Origin of the sequence: Metapseudomonas otitidis (assembly GCF_900111835.1) — a bacterium.
Taxonomy (GTDB): domain Bacteria; phylum Pseudomonadota; class Gammaproteobacteria; order Pseudomonadales; family Pseudomonadaceae; genus Metapseudomonas; species Metapseudomonas otitidis.
In genome coordinates this window covers 16,821-34,017 of record NZ_FOJP01000018.1, presented here as the reverse complement: position 1 = coordinate 34,017, position 17,197 = coordinate 16,821, and the positions used below count along the sequence as shown (strand labels likewise).

Here is a 17,197-nt window from a genome sequence, read left to right as displayed (position 1 = left end):
CCGATGTCAGCCCACCTGCCCCGCTTGCGTAACCAGCGCTTCCTCGTTGCCCTGCTCGTTCTCCTGCTGACCTGTGGCTTCACCGTCACATCGCTGGTCAGCTACTACGCCTCCCTCGAGTCGATCCGCGACGGCATCGTCAACACGGAGCTGCCGCTGACCTCGGACAACGTCTATTCCGAGATCCAGAAAGACCTGGTGCGGCCCATCCTGATCTCCTCGATGATGAGCCGCGACACCTTCCTGCGGGACTGGGCCATGCAGGGCGAGCAGGACCCGGAACGCATGACCCGCTACCTGCGCGAAGTCCAGGAGCATTACGGCGCCTTCACCAGCTTCTTCATTTCCGAGCGCACCGGCACCTACTACCAGTCACGGGGCGTACTGAAGAAGGTTTCGCCGGACGAGCCCCGGGACGTCTGGTACTACCGCGTGCGGGACATGGAGACGCCCTACGAGATCAACGTGGACGTGGACATGGCCAACCAGGACCGGCTGACCATCTTCATCAACTACAAGGTGCTGGACTACGACGGCCGCTTCCTCGGTGCCACTGGCGTGGGTCTGACGGTGGACGCAGTGGTGAAGCTGATCGACGAGTACCAACAGCGCTACCAGCGGACCATCTACTTCACCGACACCACCGGCCGCGTGGTGCTCACCAGCGCCCAGGGCGGGCCGGAAGGCAGCCGCGTGGGCCAGGACCTCGGGGAACTGCCGGGCCTGGCCCCGGTGGTACGGGCAGTGCTGCACCAGCGCGGTGGCAATCACCAGTACCACGCCCCCGACGGCGAGCATTACCTCAATGCCCGCTTCATCCCTGAGCTGGACTGGTACCTGTTCGTCGACAAGACCGAAGAAGGCGCCCTGTCGCCGGTGCGCAACGTGCTCTACCTCAACCTGGGCATCAGCCTGGCGGTGACACTGGTGGTGCTGGTGCTGCTGTACCTGATGGTGCGCCGCTACCGCGACCGCATCGCCGCGCTGGCCACCACCGACAGCCTCACCGGGTTGCCCAACCGTCGCGGCTTCGACCTGCTGGCGGGCCAGGCGCTGCAGGAATCACTGCGTGACCAGCGTCCGCTGACCGCGCTGCTGCTGGACCTGGACCACTTCAAGGAACTCAACGACACCCACGGTCACCTGGCCGGTGACCAGGTGCTGCAGGGCTTCGCCGAGAACCTGCGGGCGGGCGTGCGCCAGGCGGACATTCTCTGCCGCTGGGGCGGCGAGGAGTTCATCCTGCTGCTCAAGGACACCGGCAGTGCCACGGCATTGCAGCTGGCGGAAAAGCTGCGGGAGCGGGTTGCCGAGGCGCACCACCACTTCGACGGTGGCGAGACAGCGGTGACCGTGAGCATCGGGCTGTCCGAACTGCGCCCCGGAGACACCCTGCACAGCCTCATTGCCCGCGCCGACCGGGCGCTCTACCGTGCCAAGCAGGCCGGGCGCGACCGCACCTGCAGCGAGACCGCCGGACAGGAATAAAGAGGGGGAAGCTGCCGAGGTTCAGGCGGTGACGTCGATGACGTTGCCCAGGTTCGGCGGGTTGCTGTTGCTCACCGGTGCGGGCAGCGCCTCCAGCAATGCCAGGGCACTCTGGGACTGCAGGTCGACGGACTTCTTCAGCACCGAGACCTGCACCTTCATGGCGAGCTGGGCGGCACTGGCGTCGGAGATGGAGCTGGCGGAAACGTCCACGGCGACCTCGCACGTCAACGGGGGAAGATGACGGGATTCTGAGGCCATGCCGGCGCCCCGAACAGCACCGTCAGTCGCCTGGAAGGCCCGCCGTTGCGCTTGCAGCGGCACGGGAAGCCAGGGGACTCAAGCGCGGGCTCCGGGCCGAAACCTCGATCACGGCTGCCTGCTAGAAGTCCCGCTTGTAGAACAGGTCCAGCGAGCTGGCCAGGCCGCTGGCGGCTTCCAGGTAGAGGCGCCGGGTCAGTTCGTAGCGCAGCGCCACCACGCTGGTGGGTTCCAGTACGCCAAGGCCATAGCGGATGCTGAGGCGGTCGGTGAGCACGCCGGTGGCGCCGTCGTCGCCGATCTGGAAGTCCTTGAGGCCGAGCTTCTGCGCCAGGTCGCTGGTCAACGAAGAACTGCCGGACAACCCCAGCGCCAGGGCGGCCTGACCCAGGGCGTTGCCGTCGCTGCCGCGCTCCAGGGGGCGCCCCAGCACCAGGTAGGACAGCGCCTGTTCCTGGCTCATGGCCGGGGTGGAGAACACTTGTGTGGTCGGCTCGTCGGCACGCCCGTTGAGGCGGATGCCGGCGGTGACGTCGCCGATCTTTCGCACGGCTTCCACGTCCAGATAGGGCTGATCCAGCGGGCCGGCGAACAGCAATCTCGCGCGGCGCAGGTCGAGGCGCTGGCCGTACGCGCGGTAGCGGCCGTTCTTCAGGTTCAGTTCGCCGCGCGCGGCCAGGTTGTCGCCGACCTTGAGGTGCCCGGCGAGGTCGGCGGTCAGGCCGAAGCCGCTGAAGCTGAGCCGTTCCTGGCCCACTTCGACGTTGACGTCCATGGCCAGTTGCAGCGGGGCTTCCTCGTCCTGCTCGCCCACCAGGTGGGCATCCGACGAGACCCGCACGGCCTGGGGCGGCAGTTCACGGATCTTGATGGTGCCCCGGGGGACGCGCACGGTGCCGGACAGTGCCAACCGGCCCTCTGCCATGCGCACACGCAGGTCGGGGTCGACGTCGAGGTTGGCATACGGCTCCACCACCACCGGCAGGCTGTTGCCGCGCAGGGCCAGGTCCACATCCAGGCCCTGGCTCCAGGCGACGCTGCCGCCCAGGCTGCCCTGGCCCTTTTCGCCACCGCTCCAGGTGCCGGACAGCTCGACCCGCTCGCCGGCGATGCGTGCATCCAGCGTGAGGTCTTCGATCCGCGTGGGCAGCTCGCCACCGGCCAGGCGGCCTCCGCCCAGCCGCACCTGCCCGATCACGTTGGGTGCCAGCAGGGTGCCGCCGAGGGTGCCGCTGCCATCGAGGCGACCTTCAAGTTCCTCCACGCCCCGGGCGAAGGGTCGCAGCACGGCGAGATCCAGGCCCTCCAGCTGGAAGTCACCCTGCAGCGGCTTGCGGGTCGGGCGCGGGTCGATGCGGGCGTCCAGGCGCAGGCGTCCGAGCTTGCCGCCTTCGAACAGCAGGCGGCTGTCCACCCGCTGCGGGCGCAGGCTGCTCTCCAGGCGCAGGCTCTGGTAGGGGAAATCCAGCCATTGGCCCTTGGCCCCCTCCTCCCGCACCCGCAGCACACCGCTGCCGGCATCCAGCAGGATGCGGCCGCTGGGGCCGGTGGATGGCAGTTGCAGCCGCAGGTCGCCGTCCAGCTGCCCTTGCCAGGCGAAGTCGTCCGGCAGCCAGGGCGCCAGGCTGGCCAGGGGGAAGTCCCGCAGGCGGTAGTCCAGGTTGGGTTCGGGCATGAGGCGCTGCTGGCCGGCGCAGAGGCTGGCTTCGCCGGAACGCCAGCAATGGGCGCCCAGGTCCAGGCGGCCGTCGGCCAGGCGCTGCAGCGAGGCGGCCTGCTCCAGGCGCCAGTCCTGGGTGCCGAGCCGCACGTCGCCACGGCTGAGGCGGCCGCGCCAGTCGCCGTCCTTCAGTTGCCCGTCGAGGGCCAGGCCAAGCCCCAGGTCGGGGCCCTTCAGGCTCAGCTCGGCCTGCTGCCGCTGGAGCGTGCCCGAGCCGGTCAGGCGCAGGTCACCCAGGGCGCGCTCGCCGGATTCGAGGTCGTCGGCATCGAATTGCAGGGTGCCGTTCTGCCGGGCATCCAGCCTGGCCTGGAGGCGCAATTGACGCAGGCGCTGGGGACCGAGGCCGATCCGCTGGCCATCGAGGGCCAGTTGGCCCTGGGGTGCGTCGAGGCTGCCGGCGAGGTCGAGGCGCCCCTTGAGGCTGCCGAACAGGCCGGGCCAGAGTTGGCCGAGCCGATTGAGGGCGATGTCCAGCCGGCCATCGAGGCGCTCCTCCAGGCGGCCCTGGCCGTCGATGCGGTTGTCGCCCAGGCGTGCCTGGACCTGCTCCAGCGTCCAGCGCTGCCCTTCGCCACGGGCCTTGGCCAGGAGCACGGCGGGCTGGCCGCGCAGCTGGCCCTTGAGGTCGAGGTCCGCCGTGAGGGCGAGGCGATCGGCCATGCGCCCCTGGCTGGCGAGGTTGCCGGCCAGGCGACCGGGCAGTTCGGCGACCCAGTAGGCGGGGTCGAGGTCCTTGAGGGCAAGCTGGGCGTCCCAATCCACTGCGCTGGCGAAGCCCACCTGGATGCGCCCCTGGGCCTTGCCCTGGCCGGCGGTCAGGCGCAGGTAGGCCAGCTCCACCTGGCCCAGGTCACCCTTGAGCGGGCTGGCGAGGGTGAAGTCGCCGGCCGGCCCCTTCAGGGCGGCATCGAATTGCCCGTGGTAGTGGCCGTCGAGGTACTGCACCTGGCCGTCGAGGCGCTGCAGGCTCACGGGCGGCTCGTCGATCGCGGGATACAGCCGGTGCCAGGGGAAGTCACGCCAGGCGATGCGGGCATCCAGGGCCAGGGCCTGTTGCCAGTCGATCCGACCGTTCAGGTCGAGCGTCTGCTCCGGCGCAGCCATCAGGGCCAGTCGCTTGAGGTCCGCGCCCTTGGCGTCTACACGGCCGGCCAGATCGAGGCGTACGTCACCGCCCTCGCCCGGCAGGCTGGCGTGCCCTTCAACCGCGTAGCCTTGCGCCAGGTCGCCGCGGGCCTGGAGGGTGAGCCGCTGTAATTGCAGGGTGTCGGGCAGGTCCGGCGAGGCCTTGAAGGCGTCCACCTTCAGCGTGGCGGAGGCTGGGAGGTGGTCGGCCAGGGGCTGCAGTTCGCCTTCCAGGCGGCCTTGCAGGTAACCGGCGCTGTCGGCCTGGACGGTCAGTTGCCCTTGCAGGTCGCCCTTGGCGTGCAACGCCAGTGACCAGGCCTGGCCGCCTGGGGCCGGCAAACCGAGGGTGCCGGTGGCTTCCAGCGGCCAATCCCCACTGGGGGCAAGGTGCCCTTGCAGGTCCAACGCGAGGTCGTCACGACGGAGGCTGACACGTTCCAGGGTGAGCCCGTCCGCCAGCCAGGTGGCGCGAAGCTGGAGATCGGCCAGCAGCGCCTCGCCATCCAGGCTGAGGCGCCCCAGGCGAGCCTCGCCCAGGCGGATGCCGACCGGCAGCGCGAGGGCGGGCAGGCGGACGGGGCCTTCGTCAGTGCTGCCGCCCTCCCCCGGGAACGACAGGGCCACCTCGTCGGCGGCCAGTTGGTCGATGCACAGCGTCATGCCCAGCAGGCAGCCGGGCTGCCAGTCCAGGCGCGGGGCGGTGATAGCGACCACGCTTTCGCCCTGGCGCCACACCACACGCTGTGCCTGCCATTGGCCGCCCAGGTGGCCGCTGAAACCCTCCACCGCCAACCCCGGCACCAACCCCAGTGCCCAGCGTGCGCCGCTCTCGCTGCCCAGCAGCCAGGCTCCGGTCGCCACCACGCACCCCAGGGTGAGCCCAAGGGCGAGCAACGCCCCCTTGACCACGCGCCTCACAGTTCCGGCCCCATGGAGAAGTGGATGCGGAAGCCGCCGGGATCATCCAGGGCCTTGGCCAGGTCGAGGCGGATCGGCCCGACCGGGGAAACCCAGCGCACACCGATGCCGGCGCCGGTCTTGAGCTTGTCCTTGAGGTTGTTGACGGCGTTGCCACGGTCGACGAAGGCGGCAATGCGCCAACGCTCGGCAATGGGGTACTGGTATTCGGCGCTACCCACCACCATGTAGCGGCCGCCGACCTTGTTGCCCTGGCGGTCCTCCGGGGAAAGCGTCTGGTAGTCATAGCCCCGCACGCTCTGGTCACCGCCGGCGAAGAAGCGCAGCGAGGGCGGGATGGCGCCGTAATCGGTGGTGGCGATGCCGCCGGCCTGGACCCGGCCCAGCAGGCGATGGCCGCCCGGCAGGGTGTAGAGCCCTTTGGCCATGGCGCTGGCGTAGGTCATGTCGGCGTCGGACAGCACGCCCTCCTTGGCAGCGCGCACGTCCAGTTGCAGGTGGTAGCCCTGGTTGGGGTCGAGGCGGTTGTCGCTGCGGGTGACGCTGTAGCCGATGCCGGGGATGAGGAAGCTGCTGCGCCCGTTGGGGCTGCCGTCGCCGAAGTCGTAGATCTCCTGCTCCCAGCGCAGGGAGACGACCCGCTGCCAGTCGTCCGGCAGCTTGGACTGCCATTGGCTGCCCAGGGTGAAACGGCGGCTTTCGACGTCGGTGAGTTGTTCGCGCTGGAAGCCGCTGGTGAAGCGCAGGCTGTCGGTCAGCGGCGGGTCGAGGGGGATTTCGTACCAGGTGCCGACGCTCTGCCGTGCTGTGGAGATTTCGCTTTCTGCCCCGAGGCGGTGGCCTTGGGGGTTGATCCAGTGGCGGGTCCAGTTGGCCCGGGCACGGGGACCGACGTCGGTGGAGAAGCCGACGCCCAGGCCCAGGGTGCGGGGTTTGACGGCACCGAGACGCACCTTCACCGGGATCAGCCGGCCAGCACCGGGCTCGGGCTGGGCGTCCACCCGCACTTCCTCGAAGTAGCCGCTGGCCTGGAGGTTCTGGCTGAGCTTGGCGACCTGGTCGGCGTCGTAGGGTGTGTTGGGTGGGAACGGCACCAAGCGCGCCAGCAGGTCGGGATCGAAGGGGGTGTCGCCGTCGAAGGCGACCCGGCCGAGTGCGTAGCGCGGCCCGCTGTCGTAGATCAGTTCGATGTCGGCGACACCGGCACGGGGGTCAATGTCCAGCCGTTGGGAGCGGAAGCGGCCATCGAAGAAGCCGTAGCGCAGGGCCTGGCTCTGGATGAGTTTCTTGGCGTCTTCGTAGAGCCCGTGGTTGAGCGGCTCGCCCGGGGCCAGGGCCTTGCTTTTCGGCACCTTGAAGGCCTTGAGGCCAGCGGCCTCGCCTTCCACCCGCACCGTCACCTGGCGCAGGCGGACGGGCTCGCCGGGCTGCACGTCCAGTTGCAGGACCGGGTCCTTGCCGGGGCGTACCTGGCTGTCGATCTCCGCCTGGTAGTAGCCGAGCGCCTGCGCCGCCTGGCGCGCCTGCTCCTCGGCGGCACGGCGGAAACGACGCAGGGCGGTTTCATCTCGATCCCCCAGGCTGCCGATGAAGGCTTCGATATTGGCCTTCAGCTCGGCATTGGCCGGGGACACCTTCACTTCCAGCGAGGCCTTGGCCAGCGCGAGCGGGCACAGGGCCAACAGCGCGAGCGCCATTAGGCCGCGCATTCCTTGACGAACATTCATGCGCGGGATGCTAGCACGGCGTTCCGCTGCCTTTCTTCAGTCACAGACGCCTCGTCGGCCGAGGATTTCATGGCGCGATGTGTCGGGCTGACAACCATGGCGGCTCAGGCGCTCACGCCAACGCCTTCCAGCGCCTGGGCCGGGTTGGGGTGGAAGAAGACCCGCTCCAGCACCGGCCCGACGGCGACCTCACCGAGCAACTGGTAGCCCTGGCGCTGGTAGAAGTCGAGGTAGCGCGGGTTGCCGGTATCCAGCACCACGCCTTGCGAGCCGGCGTCCTCGGCGCACCATTCGTGCAGCGCCTGGAGCAATCGCTCGCCCAGCTGGCGCCCCTGGAACTCCGGGTGGATACCGAGCAACGGCAGCACGTGGTACGGGCCGGGCGGCAGGCAGGCGAGCACCGCCTCGTGGTATTCGAGGAAGCGCCGGGTGCAGCCCAGGCCGGTGGTCAGCAACATGCGCAGGCGCCAGCCCCAGCTTTCGGTGATGTCCAGCCGGCGCTGGGGCGGGGCGATGAGGGCGATGCCCACCAGGCGCTCTTCGATCAGCAGGCCGATGGCCGGCAGTTCCTCGATGAAGTGCTGCTTGACCAGCTCCCGCACCGTGGCGCGCACGCGCTGGTCATAGCCGGGTCGGTTGGCATCCAGCAGGTAGGCGTAGGTGGGCTCGTGCCGGTAGGCGTGGTAGAGCAGCGAACGGGCCTCGCGGCTGTAGCCGCGGTCGAGCAGGCGCACTTCGACCGGCGCTTGGGTGACGTATCCGGGCATGCACGGTGTCCTCGTTGTTCTGGTTATGGTCGCCGCGATGGGCAGTTGCCCCGGCTGGCTGAAAAGCTAGCAGCCCCCCTGCCCCGCCGCCATGTGCTGGCAGGCCCGGCGGGCGTTGGGCTAGGATTCGATACTTTTTCCGGATGGCTGCCCCCATGAAGATCGTTTCGTTCAACATCAACGGCCTGCGCGCCCGCCCCCACCAGTTGGAGGCGCTGATCGCCAAGCACCAGCCCGACGTGATCGGCCTGCAGGAGACCAAGGTGGCCGACGAGCAGTTCCCGGAAGCGGAGATCCGCCAGCTCGGCTACCACGTCCACTACCACGGGCAGAAGGGCCACTACGGCGTGGCGCTGCTGTCGCGCCAGGCACCGCTGGAGTTGCACAAGGGCTTCCCGGGGGATGACGAGGACGCCCAGCGCCGCTTCATCTACGGCACCTTCGCCGACGAACAGGGCAACCCGGTGACGGTGATGAACGGCTACTTCCCCCAGGGCGAGAGCCGCGATCACCCGGTGAAGTTCCCGGCCAAGCAACGCTTCTATGCCGACCTGCAGGCGCTGCTGGAAAGCCGCTTCGCCCCCTCCCAGCCGCTGGTGGTGATGGGCGACATCAACATCTCGCCGGAAGATTGCGACATCGGCATCGGCGAGGAGAACCGCAAGCGCTGGCTGAAGACCGGCAAGTGCAGCTTCCTGCCGGAAGAGCGCGAGTGGCTGGCCACCCTGAAAGGCTGGGGCCTGGTGGACAGCTTCCGCGACCTCCACCCCGAGGTGAATGATCGCTTCAGCTGGTTCGACTACCGCAGTCGCGGTTTCGAGGACACCCCCAAGCGCGGCCTGCGCATCGACGTGATCCTCGCCAGCCAGCCGCTGCAGGCGCGACTGCGCGATGCCGGGATCGACTACGATCTGCGCGGCATGGAGAAACCCTCCGACCACGCGCCGATCTGGCTGGACCTGGCATGAATGAAAAGGGGCCGCTGAAGCGACCCCTTTCTTTTGCACATCAGCTGCGCGGCGGCTCCTCCCCCAGGGGCACGATAGCCATGGTCAGCCGCGAGATGCAGCTGGGCTTGCCATCGTCGCCGCTGAGGCGGATGTCCCACACATGGGTGGAGCGCCCCAGGTGCACCGGCCGGGCAACCGCAGTGACCCTGCCGCTGCGCAGACCGCGCAGGTGGTTGGCGTTCACTTCCAGCCCTACGCAATAGAAGCGGCTGGTGTCGATGCACAGGTAGGCGGCGGTGGAGCCGAGGGTTTCGGCCAGCACCACGGACGCGCCGCCGTGGAGCAGTCCGTAGGGTTGGTGGGTACGGCCGTCCACCACCATGCTGGCGGTGATCGAGCCCTCGTCGAAGGCTTCGAAGCGGATGTCCAGCACCTCGCCGATGGTGTTGCGCAGGGTGGCGTTGAGGCGGTCCAGATCGGGGGTTTCGCGCCACAGGCTCATGTCGACTCCTTGTTGGGTGGGCGCCGGGGTGACCGGCGCGGACTTCAGTCGTGCCAGAGCACCGTTTCGCGACGCTCGATCCACTCGGGGAAACGCGGCCCGTAGGTGCCTTCGACGACGTTGCGCTTGATCTTCAGGGTCGGAGTGAGGAAGCCGTTGTCCACCGCCCAGACGTCCTTCACCAGCACCAGGCCGAGCAGGCGCTCGTGTTTGTCCAGCGCCTGGTTGACCTCGTCGAGCAGGGCCCGGAGGCTGCCTTCCAGCTGTTCACGGGTGCCGTTGCCGGCCTCCTGGCGCCCCACCTCGGAGAGCACGCAGAGGGCCATCGGCTGCGGCAGGCCGTCGCCCACCACGCACACCTGCTCGATGCGGGTGTGCACGGCCAGGCGGTTCTCGATGGGTGCGGGGGCGACGTACTTGCCCTTGCTGGTCTTGAAGATCTCCTTGATGCGGCCGGTGAGCCGCAGGTTGCCGTCGGCGTCCTGCTCGCCCTTGTCGCCGGTGCGCAGGAAGCCGTCGGGGGTGATGGTCTCGGCGGTGCGTTCCGGGTCCTTGTAGTAACCCTGCATGGTGGCGCCGCTGCGGACCTGGACCTCCCCTTCCTCGCTGATGCGCACTTCGACGCCGGGGCTGTTGCGGCCGATCCAGCCGGTCTTCTGCTCACCGGGGCGGCAGACATGGGAATAGCCGCAGTTCTCGGTCATGCCGTAGACCTCCAGCACGTCCAGGCCCAGGCGCTTGTACCAGTGCAGCAGCGCCTCGGGCACCGGGGCCGCGCCGCACAGGGCGACGCGCACGGCATCGAGCCCCAGGCCGGCGAGGACCTTGCGCCCGATGAAGCGGCCGATCAGTGGCAGGCGCAGCAGGCGGTCCAGCTTCTGGGCGGGCATCTTCTCGAAAACGCCCATCTGGAACTTGGTCCAGATGCGCGGCACGCCGAAGATCGCCGTGGGCCGCGCGCGGCGCAGGTCGCGGAGGAAGGTGTCGAGGCTTTCGGCGAAGAACACCGTCTGCCCGGCATAGAGGGAAGCCATCTCGACGAACATCCGCTCGGCCACGTGGCACAACGGCAGGTAGGACAGCAGGCGATCGCTCTCGCCGGTATTGAACAGTTGCACGCCGTGCTCGGCGGCGAAGGCGAAGTTGCCGAAGCTCTGCATGACGCCCTTCGGCGTGCCGGTGGTGCCGGAGGTGTAGATGATGGTGGCGAGCTGCTCGGGACGGGTGCGGGGGTTGTCGCGGATGGGGGTGGAATCCAGCAGGTCCGACCAGGCGTAGTCGAAGGTGCCCTCGGGGTGGATGGGCAGCGCGATGGTCGCCACACCCTCGGGAATCCCGCCGCTCATGGCCGGCCAGTCGTCCAGCTTGCCAATGAACGCCAGGGCGCTTTCGGAGTGTTCCAGCACCTGGCGGACGGACTCGCCGGTGAGGTTGGGGTACAGGGGCACCGAGACGTGCCCGGCCATCCAGATCGCCAGGTCGGCCACGATCCAGTGGGCACAGTTCTTGGAAATGATCGCGATGCGGCTGCCCGGGGGGAGGTCGCGCCCCCTGAGCCAACTGGCGGCGCGTCGCGCCTGGTCGCCGACATCGCCCCAGGTTAGCTCTTCCACCTGGCCGCCTGCCATGGGCTGCACCAGGTAACGCTTATTGGGATGACGTGCTTCACGCTCGAAGAACATGTCGAGCGGCAAACGGACTGCATCAGCCACAGGGCCTCCTCCTTCTTATTCTTGTGAATCGGGGACAACCAAGCACTTGCTTGGTCGACTATTCCACGCACGCCATCCCAGGCGCAAGTTAAGAAATGTATCGACCGTGACGTCTGTCGGCGGCGTACACAATTTGCAAAAAGGCCAGCTTGAGTGGGTAGGAGGCGGTCCGTATTCTCGCCGCCATGACGCCGGGCCCCTCTGACGGTTAGCGCCGCCATGTCGGAGTCATAGTTGGTTCAATTCGACTGAAAGGAGGGGCTCATGACTGCCCTAGATTCATTTCTCTTCGCCGACTTCCTCGGCACCTCAACCTGGCTCTGGCTGGTCTTCATCGCCATAGTCGTGTCTCTGCTGGCCTTCGACCTCGGCGTGCTCCATCGCAAGGAGCGCGAGATCGGCGTGAAGGAGAGCCTGATGCTCTCCGCCGGCTACATCACTGCAGGTCTGCTGTTCGGCCTCTGGGTCTGGCACCAGAAAGGCGCTGACGCGAGCATGGACTACGTCACCGGCTTCCTGATCGAGAAGTCGCTGTCGATGGACAACGTGTTCCTGATGGCGATGATCTTCAGCTTCCTGGCCATCCCGCGGCAGTACCAGCACAAAGTGCTGTTCTGGGGAATCATGGGCGTGATCGTGCTGCGTGGCGTGATGATCGCCCTGGGCGCCGCACTGATCCATGAGTTCAGCTGGATCCTCTACGTGTTCGGCGTGTTCCTGGTCATCACCGGCGTGAAGATGCTGTTCGCCAAGGTGGACGATGAGCCGAACCTGGCGGAGAACCGCTTCGTGCGCTTCCTGCGACGTCACATGCGGATTACCGACCAACTACACGGCCAGCGCTTCTTCGTCCGCCAGCCGGACACCAGCGGCCGTGTGGTGCTCTGGGGTACGCCGCTGCTGCTGGCCTTGGTGCTGATCGAGCTGGCGGATCTGGTGTTCGCGGTGGACAGCGTCCCGGCGATCTTCGCCATCACCCAGGACCCGTTCATCGTCTACACCTCCAACATCTTCGCCATCCTCGGTCTGCGGGCCCTGTACTTCGCCCTGGCGGCGCTGATCCACCGCTTCGCCTACCTGAAGTACGCCCTGGCCCTGGTGCTGGTGTTCATCGGCGGCAAGATCTTCCTGGTGGGCTTCATCGGCAAGATTCCTCCGGTCATCTCCTTGAGCGTGACCCTCGGCCTGCTGATCGGCGGCGTACTTTACTCGCTCTGGAAGACGAGGGGTGACAAGGCTCCCAGCCACTGACCCCACTGCGCCCGGCCCCTTGGCCGGGCGTTTCGTTCAGGGGGACTCGGGGTTGGGGAACCAGGCCTCCAAGCCCGGTTTGTCGGTGTCGACCTTCGGGTCGTAGATGTAGCCCGAGACCCTTGGGTAGTTGTCCAGGTCGTTACGCCAGAGCAGCGTCCCTTCGTACGGATGGCCATTGCGCTCGACGGTGATGCGCAGCTGGGTGGCGGTATCGACAAGCTCCGACTCGACGAAGGTCGCCCGCCCGGTCCAGACCTCATCGCCCACCTCCCAGTACAGCGCCATCTCGCCCTCATGCAGGTAGACCTTGAGGTCGCCGCTGTAGGGCGTGCCGCTGTCCGGCAGGCGGCCCACCACCCAGTAGCGGCCGACGAAGTAGGACGGGTCGGGGTGATCGGCAGCGCCCGCGAAGGGGATGCAGGCCACGGCCAGAAGCCAGGCGAGTGCCTGGCGGGTGAAATCACGGATCACGGCAGTCTTCCTTGAGCCCCGGCGGGGTCACAGGCGATGGGGATGGTGAAGCGCACGCAGGTCCATCACCCCGGCCAGGGGCATTGCGCCGTCGAGTTCGGCCAGGCTGGCGGTGCTCATGGCCAATGGCTGCTGGCGATGGCCGTGGACGAGCAAGCCAGCCAGTTCCCCTACGAACGGGTTGTGGGTCACCAGCAGCAGCTGGCTCTCCTCCCGCCGAGCCAGTCGGTCGAGCGCCTCGCGCGGGTCGCTTTCCGGTGTCAGCCAGCCCTCCACCAGCACCGCCCCCTGGAATGCCAGGGCCTCGACCACCAGTTCGGCCGTCTGCCGGGCGCGCAGGTAGGGGCTGACGATGATCGCGTCCAATGGCACTCCCGCCAGGCGGGCTGCAGCCTGCAGCACCTCCTGGCGGCCGTTGCGGGTCAGCGGTCGCTCGGCATCGGTGGCGGCCCGGGGCTCAGCCTCGCCGTGGCGCAGCAGCCAGAGCTTCACAGCTTCGGCTCTTCGTCACGTACCGGGTGGGGCGCCGGGGGCACGCTGTGGGCGGCCTCGCCTTCCGGCGCGCGCGGGGTCGGCCAGTCGGCGAACGGCCAGGGCTTTTCCTCGGTATTGAAGGTGCCGAAGCGGCCGATCTGGGCCAGGTACTGGCTGAGGCTGTCACCGAAGGCCATCAGCCCGCCGTTGGGCGCGCCGTAGAAGGCGCGGTAGCCCAACTGGGCCAGCACCACCACGCCGAGCACGATCTCGGCCAACTGCCAGACGATGACGAAGATCAGCATCCACAACACACGCAGCAGGATGGACTCGCGCTGCAGGTCTTCTTGCTCATTGCTCATGGTTAGCTCCTGGTCCTGGGGCGGCTGGTTCAGAAGCCGCTGGTGGGGATGAAGTCGACGTCGGTCTTCGGCTCGCCACGCATCAGCACCTCGATCACCTGGGCCAGGGTGCGCCCTTCGAAGAGGATGGCGTGCAGGCCGGAGACCAGCGGCATGTAGACCTGCAGTTCCTCGGCACGGGCTTTCAGCACCTTGAGGGTGTTGACCCCCTCGGCCACCTCGCCCAGGCGGGCCACGGCATCCTCCAGGGACAGCCCCTCGCCCAGGGCGAAGCCCACCTGGTAGTTGCGGCTCTTGGGCGAGGAGCAGGTGACGATCAGGTCACCGACACCGGCCAGGCCGAGGAATGTCATGGGGTTGGCGCCGAGCTTGACGGCGAATCGGGTCATCTCGGCCAGTGCCCGGGTGATCAGCATGCTCTTGGTGTTCTCGCCCATGCCCAGGGCGGCGGCCATGCCGGCGATGATGGCGTAGACGTTCTTCAGCGCGCCGCCCAGCTCCACGCCGAAGCGGTCGGCGCTGGCATAGACGCGGAAGGTCTTGCCGTGCAGGGCCTGCTGCACGCGCTGGCAAAGCTCGGCGTCCTCGCTGGCGACCACGGTGGCGGTCAGCGCGTGATCGGCCACTTCCTTGGCCAGGTTCGGGCCGGAGAGCACGCCGATGCGCGCCTTGGGCGCCACGTCTTCGAGGATCTGGCTCATCAGCTTGAAGCTCTGGGCCTCGATGCCCTTGGTCAGACTCACCAGCAGCTTGCCTTCGAGCTGCTCGGCCACCGGCTCCAGGGCCTTGCGCAGGGCGCTGGAGGGGATAGCCACGAACACCAGGTCGCAGGCCGCCAGCACGGCCGGCAGGTCGGAACTGGGGCTGACCCCGGGGTGGATCTTCACCCCCTTGAGGTAGCGGGGGTTCTCGCGGTTCTGGCGAATCGCCTCGGCCTGCTGGGGGTCGCGCATCCACTGCAGCACGCTGTTGCCGTTCTCGGCGAGGAGGTTGGCAATGGCGGTGCCGAAGCTGCCGCCACCCAGCACTGCGATCGATTGATCTCGAGTCATAACCAGTCCATGTAGAGCCACCCGGGTGGCGAATCCGCGCATTATACGGAGGCCCGAGCGACCAACCAGTCTCAAACCGGGCATCTGCCACTGGTCAAGCCGCGGGGGAGCGACGAAAATCCCGCACCCATGTGACCGTTTCGTGGTTTTGCGGTGCCGAACGCCCGCCGAACGGCCATCACCCAACCTGGCAAGCCCTGCGCCGAGACCCCTGCATGCCTCCACACCCCTCGCCCGCCTCTTCTACCCGACGGCTCGCATGCCGCCAAGGTGACGCGGGCGCCCGGGCGAGCGACCAAAGCGGAAACGCCCGGGGGCTGACGCACCTTGACTCCACGCTGACGGGCCCAGGAGGCACCACCCCATGACCCGCAGCTGGGACATCCACACCCGCACCCAACTCATCAGTCTTGGCCCCGCCCTGCTGCTGACCTTGCTGCTGACCGGCTTCTTCACCTTCGCCCGGCTGCAGGACCTGCGCCAGGAGCTCAACCACACCGGCCAGTTGATCGCCAACCAGTTGGCGCCGGCAGCCGAATACGGCGTGATCGCCGGCAACCGCCCGGTGCTGGAAGGCCTGCTCAAGGCCACCCTGGACACCCCCCATGTGCGTTTCCTGGAAGTGCGCGACCAGGACGACGCCATCCTCGCCTACGTCGAGCAGCCGGGCACCCTCGAACGCAACGGTGCGCAGGTGGAGATCTTCCATGCGCCCATCCGCCTGCAGCAGGTGCAACTGGGCAACGAGACGCTGTTCCACGCCGGACGTGGCGACAGCAAGCTGGCCACCGGCTACCTCGGGCGCGTGGTGGTCGGCATGTCCAACGATGCGTTCAGCAGTCGCCAGCAGGAGATACTGCTCAAGGCCACGCTGCTGGCGCTGTTCGCCCTGATCCTCACCTTCCTGGTGGCGCGCCGCCTGGCCATCCGCCTGTCACAGCCCATCAGCGCCATGGGCCAGGCAGTGGAGGCCATCCAGGCCGGCAACTACCAGGCCAGCCTGCCGGTGATGGAGGAAGGTGAACTGGGTGACCTGGCCCGGCACATCAACAACCTCGCCAGCGGCCTCGACCGCGCCAGCCGGGAACAGCGCCAGGCCATCGACCAGCTGATTGCCGCGCGGGAAGAAGCCGAGCAGGCCAACCGCGCCAAGTCCGACTTCCTGGCGATGATGAGCCACGAGCTGCGCACGCCGATGAACGGTGTGCTGGGCATGCTGCAACTTCTTGAAACAACCGAAATGACCCAGGAGCAGGCCGAGTACGCCGCCCTGGCCACCGAGTCCACCGAGCACCTGCTGAAGGTGATCAACGACATCCTCGACTTCTCCCGCATCGAGCGGGGCGCGCTGGAACTGGAGCGCATCGCCTTCAACCTGCTGGAGCTGATCAACGGTTCGGTGCAGGTGTTCCAGCACAGCGCCCAGCAGCGTGGCCTGGCGTTGATCGTGGAGACTCAGCCCGGCCTGGAACAGGTGGAGGTCCAGGGCGACCCGACGCGCATCCGGCAGATCCTGGTGAACCTGGTCGGCAATGCCCTGAAGTTCACCGAAGAGGGCAGCATCCGCGTGGTCACCCAGTGGCAGGCGCTGGACGACCAGGTGCTCTGGCTCACCTGCGCCGTGCACGACAGCGGCATCGGCATTCCCCCGGAACGGCTGGAGCACATGTTCGACGCCTTCCAGCAGGCCGACAGCTCCATTTCCCGGCGCTACGGCGGCACCGGCCTCGGCCTGCCCATCGCCCGCACCCTGGCCGAGCGCATGGGCGGCACCCTGCGCGCCGAAAGCCACCAGGGCCAGGGCTCGGTGTTCACCCTGGAAATCCCCCTGCCCTTCCGCCAGCAGGTGAACCGCACGGACAGCCCCTACCCGGACCAGGCCGCGGCGGGCAACGGCCAGGACGTGCTGCTGGTGGAGGACAACCCGGTCAACCAGACCGTGATAGAAGCCATGCTGCGCAGCCTCGGCTACCGCGTCAGCCTGGTCAGCGACGGTGCCCAGGCCGTGCAGGCGGCTTCTCGCACGGGGTTCGCCGCCATCCTCATGGACTGCCGGTTGCCGGTGCTCGATGGCTATGAAGCCACCCGTCAGATTCGCGGCATGAATGGAGGCACCCGGGTCCCCATCATCGCCCTCACCGCCAACGCCCTTCAGGGCGACCGCGAAGCATGCCTGGAAGCGGGTATGAACGATTACCTCGCCAAGCCGTTCAAACGGGCAGACCTGCAGCGTGTGCTGCAGCGCTGGCTGGGCGGCGCGACCGATTGCCCCCCCGACCTTCGGTGAGTGGGCAACGGGTGATAAAGTGCGGCAGGCTGTGCCCTCGAACCCCACCTCGCGCGACCCGGGACGATCGGAATGCAGGTGTACGAGTGTACTCTGTGACTTTCACTGCAACGCAACAGTC

14 protein-coding genes are annotated in these 17,197 nt (G+C 67.8%); 4 read left to right on the top strand and 10 right to left on the bottom strand.

What is annotated here, in order from left to right; all coding sequences use genetic code 11:
* Nucleotides 1–3: 3 nt before the first annotated feature.
* Nucleotides 4–1,488 carry a sensor domain-containing diguanylate cyclase gene (locus tag BM198_RS22330; RefSeq protein WP_074972532.1) on the top strand — a complete coding sequence of 495 codons (1,485 nt, stop codon included), beginning with the start codon at nt 4–6 and terminating at the stop codon, nt 1,486–1,488.
* A 21-nt stretch (nt 1,489–1,509) separates the two neighbouring features.
* On the opposite strand, the gene BM198_RS22325 is transcribed toward BM198_RS22330, so the two are convergent.
* The 4 genes from BM198_RS22325 to BM198_RS22310 form a co-directional block, all read right to left on the bottom strand.
* Nucleotides 1,510–1,701 carry a putative motility protein gene (locus BM198_RS22325; RefSeq protein WP_052807676.1) on the bottom strand — a complete coding sequence of 64 codons (192 nt, stop codon included), beginning with the start codon at nt 1,699–1,701 and terminating at the stop codon, nt 1,510–1,512.
* A 169-nt stretch (nt 1,702–1,870) separates the two neighbouring features.
* Nucleotides 1,871–5,518 carry a translocation/assembly module TamB domain-containing protein gene (locus tag BM198_RS22320; protein WP_074972530.1) on the bottom strand — a complete coding sequence of 1,216 codons (3,648 nt, stop codon included), beginning with the start codon at nt 5,516–5,518 and terminating at the stop codon, nt 1,871–1,873.
* Nucleotides 5,515–7,245: an autotransporter assembly complex protein TamA gene (locus BM198_RS22315; protein ID WP_074972527.1), complete on the bottom strand. Its 1,731-nt coding sequence runs from the start codon at nt 7,243–7,245 to the stop codon at nt 5,515–5,517. The genes BM198_RS22320 and BM198_RS22315 overlap by 4 nt, the downstream gene beginning before the upstream one ends.
* Nucleotides 7,246–7,349: 104 nt before the next feature.
* Nucleotides 7,350–8,012, bottom strand: a complete 663-nt coding sequence (locus tag BM198_RS22310; RefSeq protein WP_074972525.1) for a GNAT family N-acetyltransferase — start codon at nt 8,010–8,012, stop codon at nt 7,350–7,352.
* A gap of 155 nt (nt 8,013–8,167) precedes the next feature.
* Here BM198_RS22310 and xthA point away from each other — a divergent pair, with 155 nt between their 5' ends.
* A complete protein-coding gene (xthA, locus tag BM198_RS22305) occupies nt 8,168–8,980 on the top strand; it encodes an exodeoxyribonuclease III (RefSeq protein WP_074972521.1) in 813 nt (270 codons plus the stop codon).
* Nucleotides 8,981–9,020: 40 nt separating this feature from the next.
* Here xthA and BM198_RS22300 read toward each other — a convergent pair whose 3' ends face one another.
* Complete coding sequence (locus BM198_RS22300; protein WP_074972519.1) at nt 9,021–9,464, bottom strand: hotdog fold thioesterase; 444 nt, start codon at nt 9,462–9,464, stop codon at nt 9,021–9,023.
* A 44-nt stretch (nt 9,465–9,508) separates the two neighbouring features.
* A complete protein-coding gene (locus BM198_RS22295) occupies nt 9,509–11,176 on the bottom strand; it encodes an AMP-binding protein (protein WP_074972517.1) in 1,668 nt (555 codons plus the stop codon).
* 264 nt (nt 11,177–11,440) lie between these two features.
* On the opposite strand from BM198_RS22295, the gene BM198_RS22290 reads away from it, so the two are divergent.
* On the top strand, nt 11,441–12,427 hold the full coding sequence (locus tag BM198_RS22290; protein ID WP_074972514.1) for a TerC family protein: 987 nt from the start codon (nt 11,441–11,443) through the stop codon (nt 12,425–12,427).
* 36 nt (nt 12,428–12,463) lie between these two features.
* Here the strand turns inward: BM198_RS22290 and BM198_RS22285 are convergent, their stop codons facing one another.
* Genes BM198_RS22285 through BM198_RS22270 form a run of 4 tightly spaced genes read right to left on the bottom strand, consistent with a single transcriptional unit; the run spans nt 12,464 to nt 14,789 of the window.
* Nucleotides 12,464–12,901 carry a hypothetical protein gene (locus BM198_RS22285; RefSeq protein WP_074972511.1) on the bottom strand — a complete coding sequence of 146 codons (438 nt, stop codon included), beginning with the start codon at nt 12,899–12,901 and terminating at the stop codon, nt 12,464–12,466.
* 27 nt (nt 12,902–12,928) lie between these two features.
* Nucleotides 12,929–13,393, bottom strand: coding sequence for a phosphohistidine phosphatase SixA (sixA, locus tag BM198_RS22280; protein ID WP_074972509.1), 465 nt, complete (start codon nt 13,391–13,393; stop codon nt 12,929–12,931).
* A complete protein-coding gene (locus BM198_RS22275; RefSeq protein WP_044413989.1) occupies nt 13,390–13,737 on the bottom strand; it encodes a DUF4389 domain-containing protein in 348 nt (115 codons plus the stop codon). Before BM198_RS22275 ends, sixA begins: the two co-directional genes overlap by 4 nt.
* Before the next feature lie 29 nt (nt 13,738–13,766).
* Nucleotides 13,767–14,789, bottom strand: a complete 1,023-nt coding sequence (locus BM198_RS22270; RefSeq protein ID WP_069560232.1) for an NAD(P)H-dependent glycerol-3-phosphate dehydrogenase — start codon at nt 14,787–14,789, stop codon at nt 13,767–13,769.
* Nucleotides 14,790–15,153: 364 nt separating this feature from the next.
* Here BM198_RS22270 and BM198_RS22265 point away from each other — a divergent pair, with 364 nt between their 5' ends.
* Nucleotides 15,154–17,076 carry an ATP-binding protein gene (locus BM198_RS22265; protein WP_074972507.1) on the top strand — a complete coding sequence of 641 codons (1,923 nt, stop codon included), beginning with the start codon at nt 15,154–15,156 and terminating at the stop codon, nt 17,074–17,076.
* Nucleotides 17,077–17,197 lie beyond the last annotated feature (121 nt).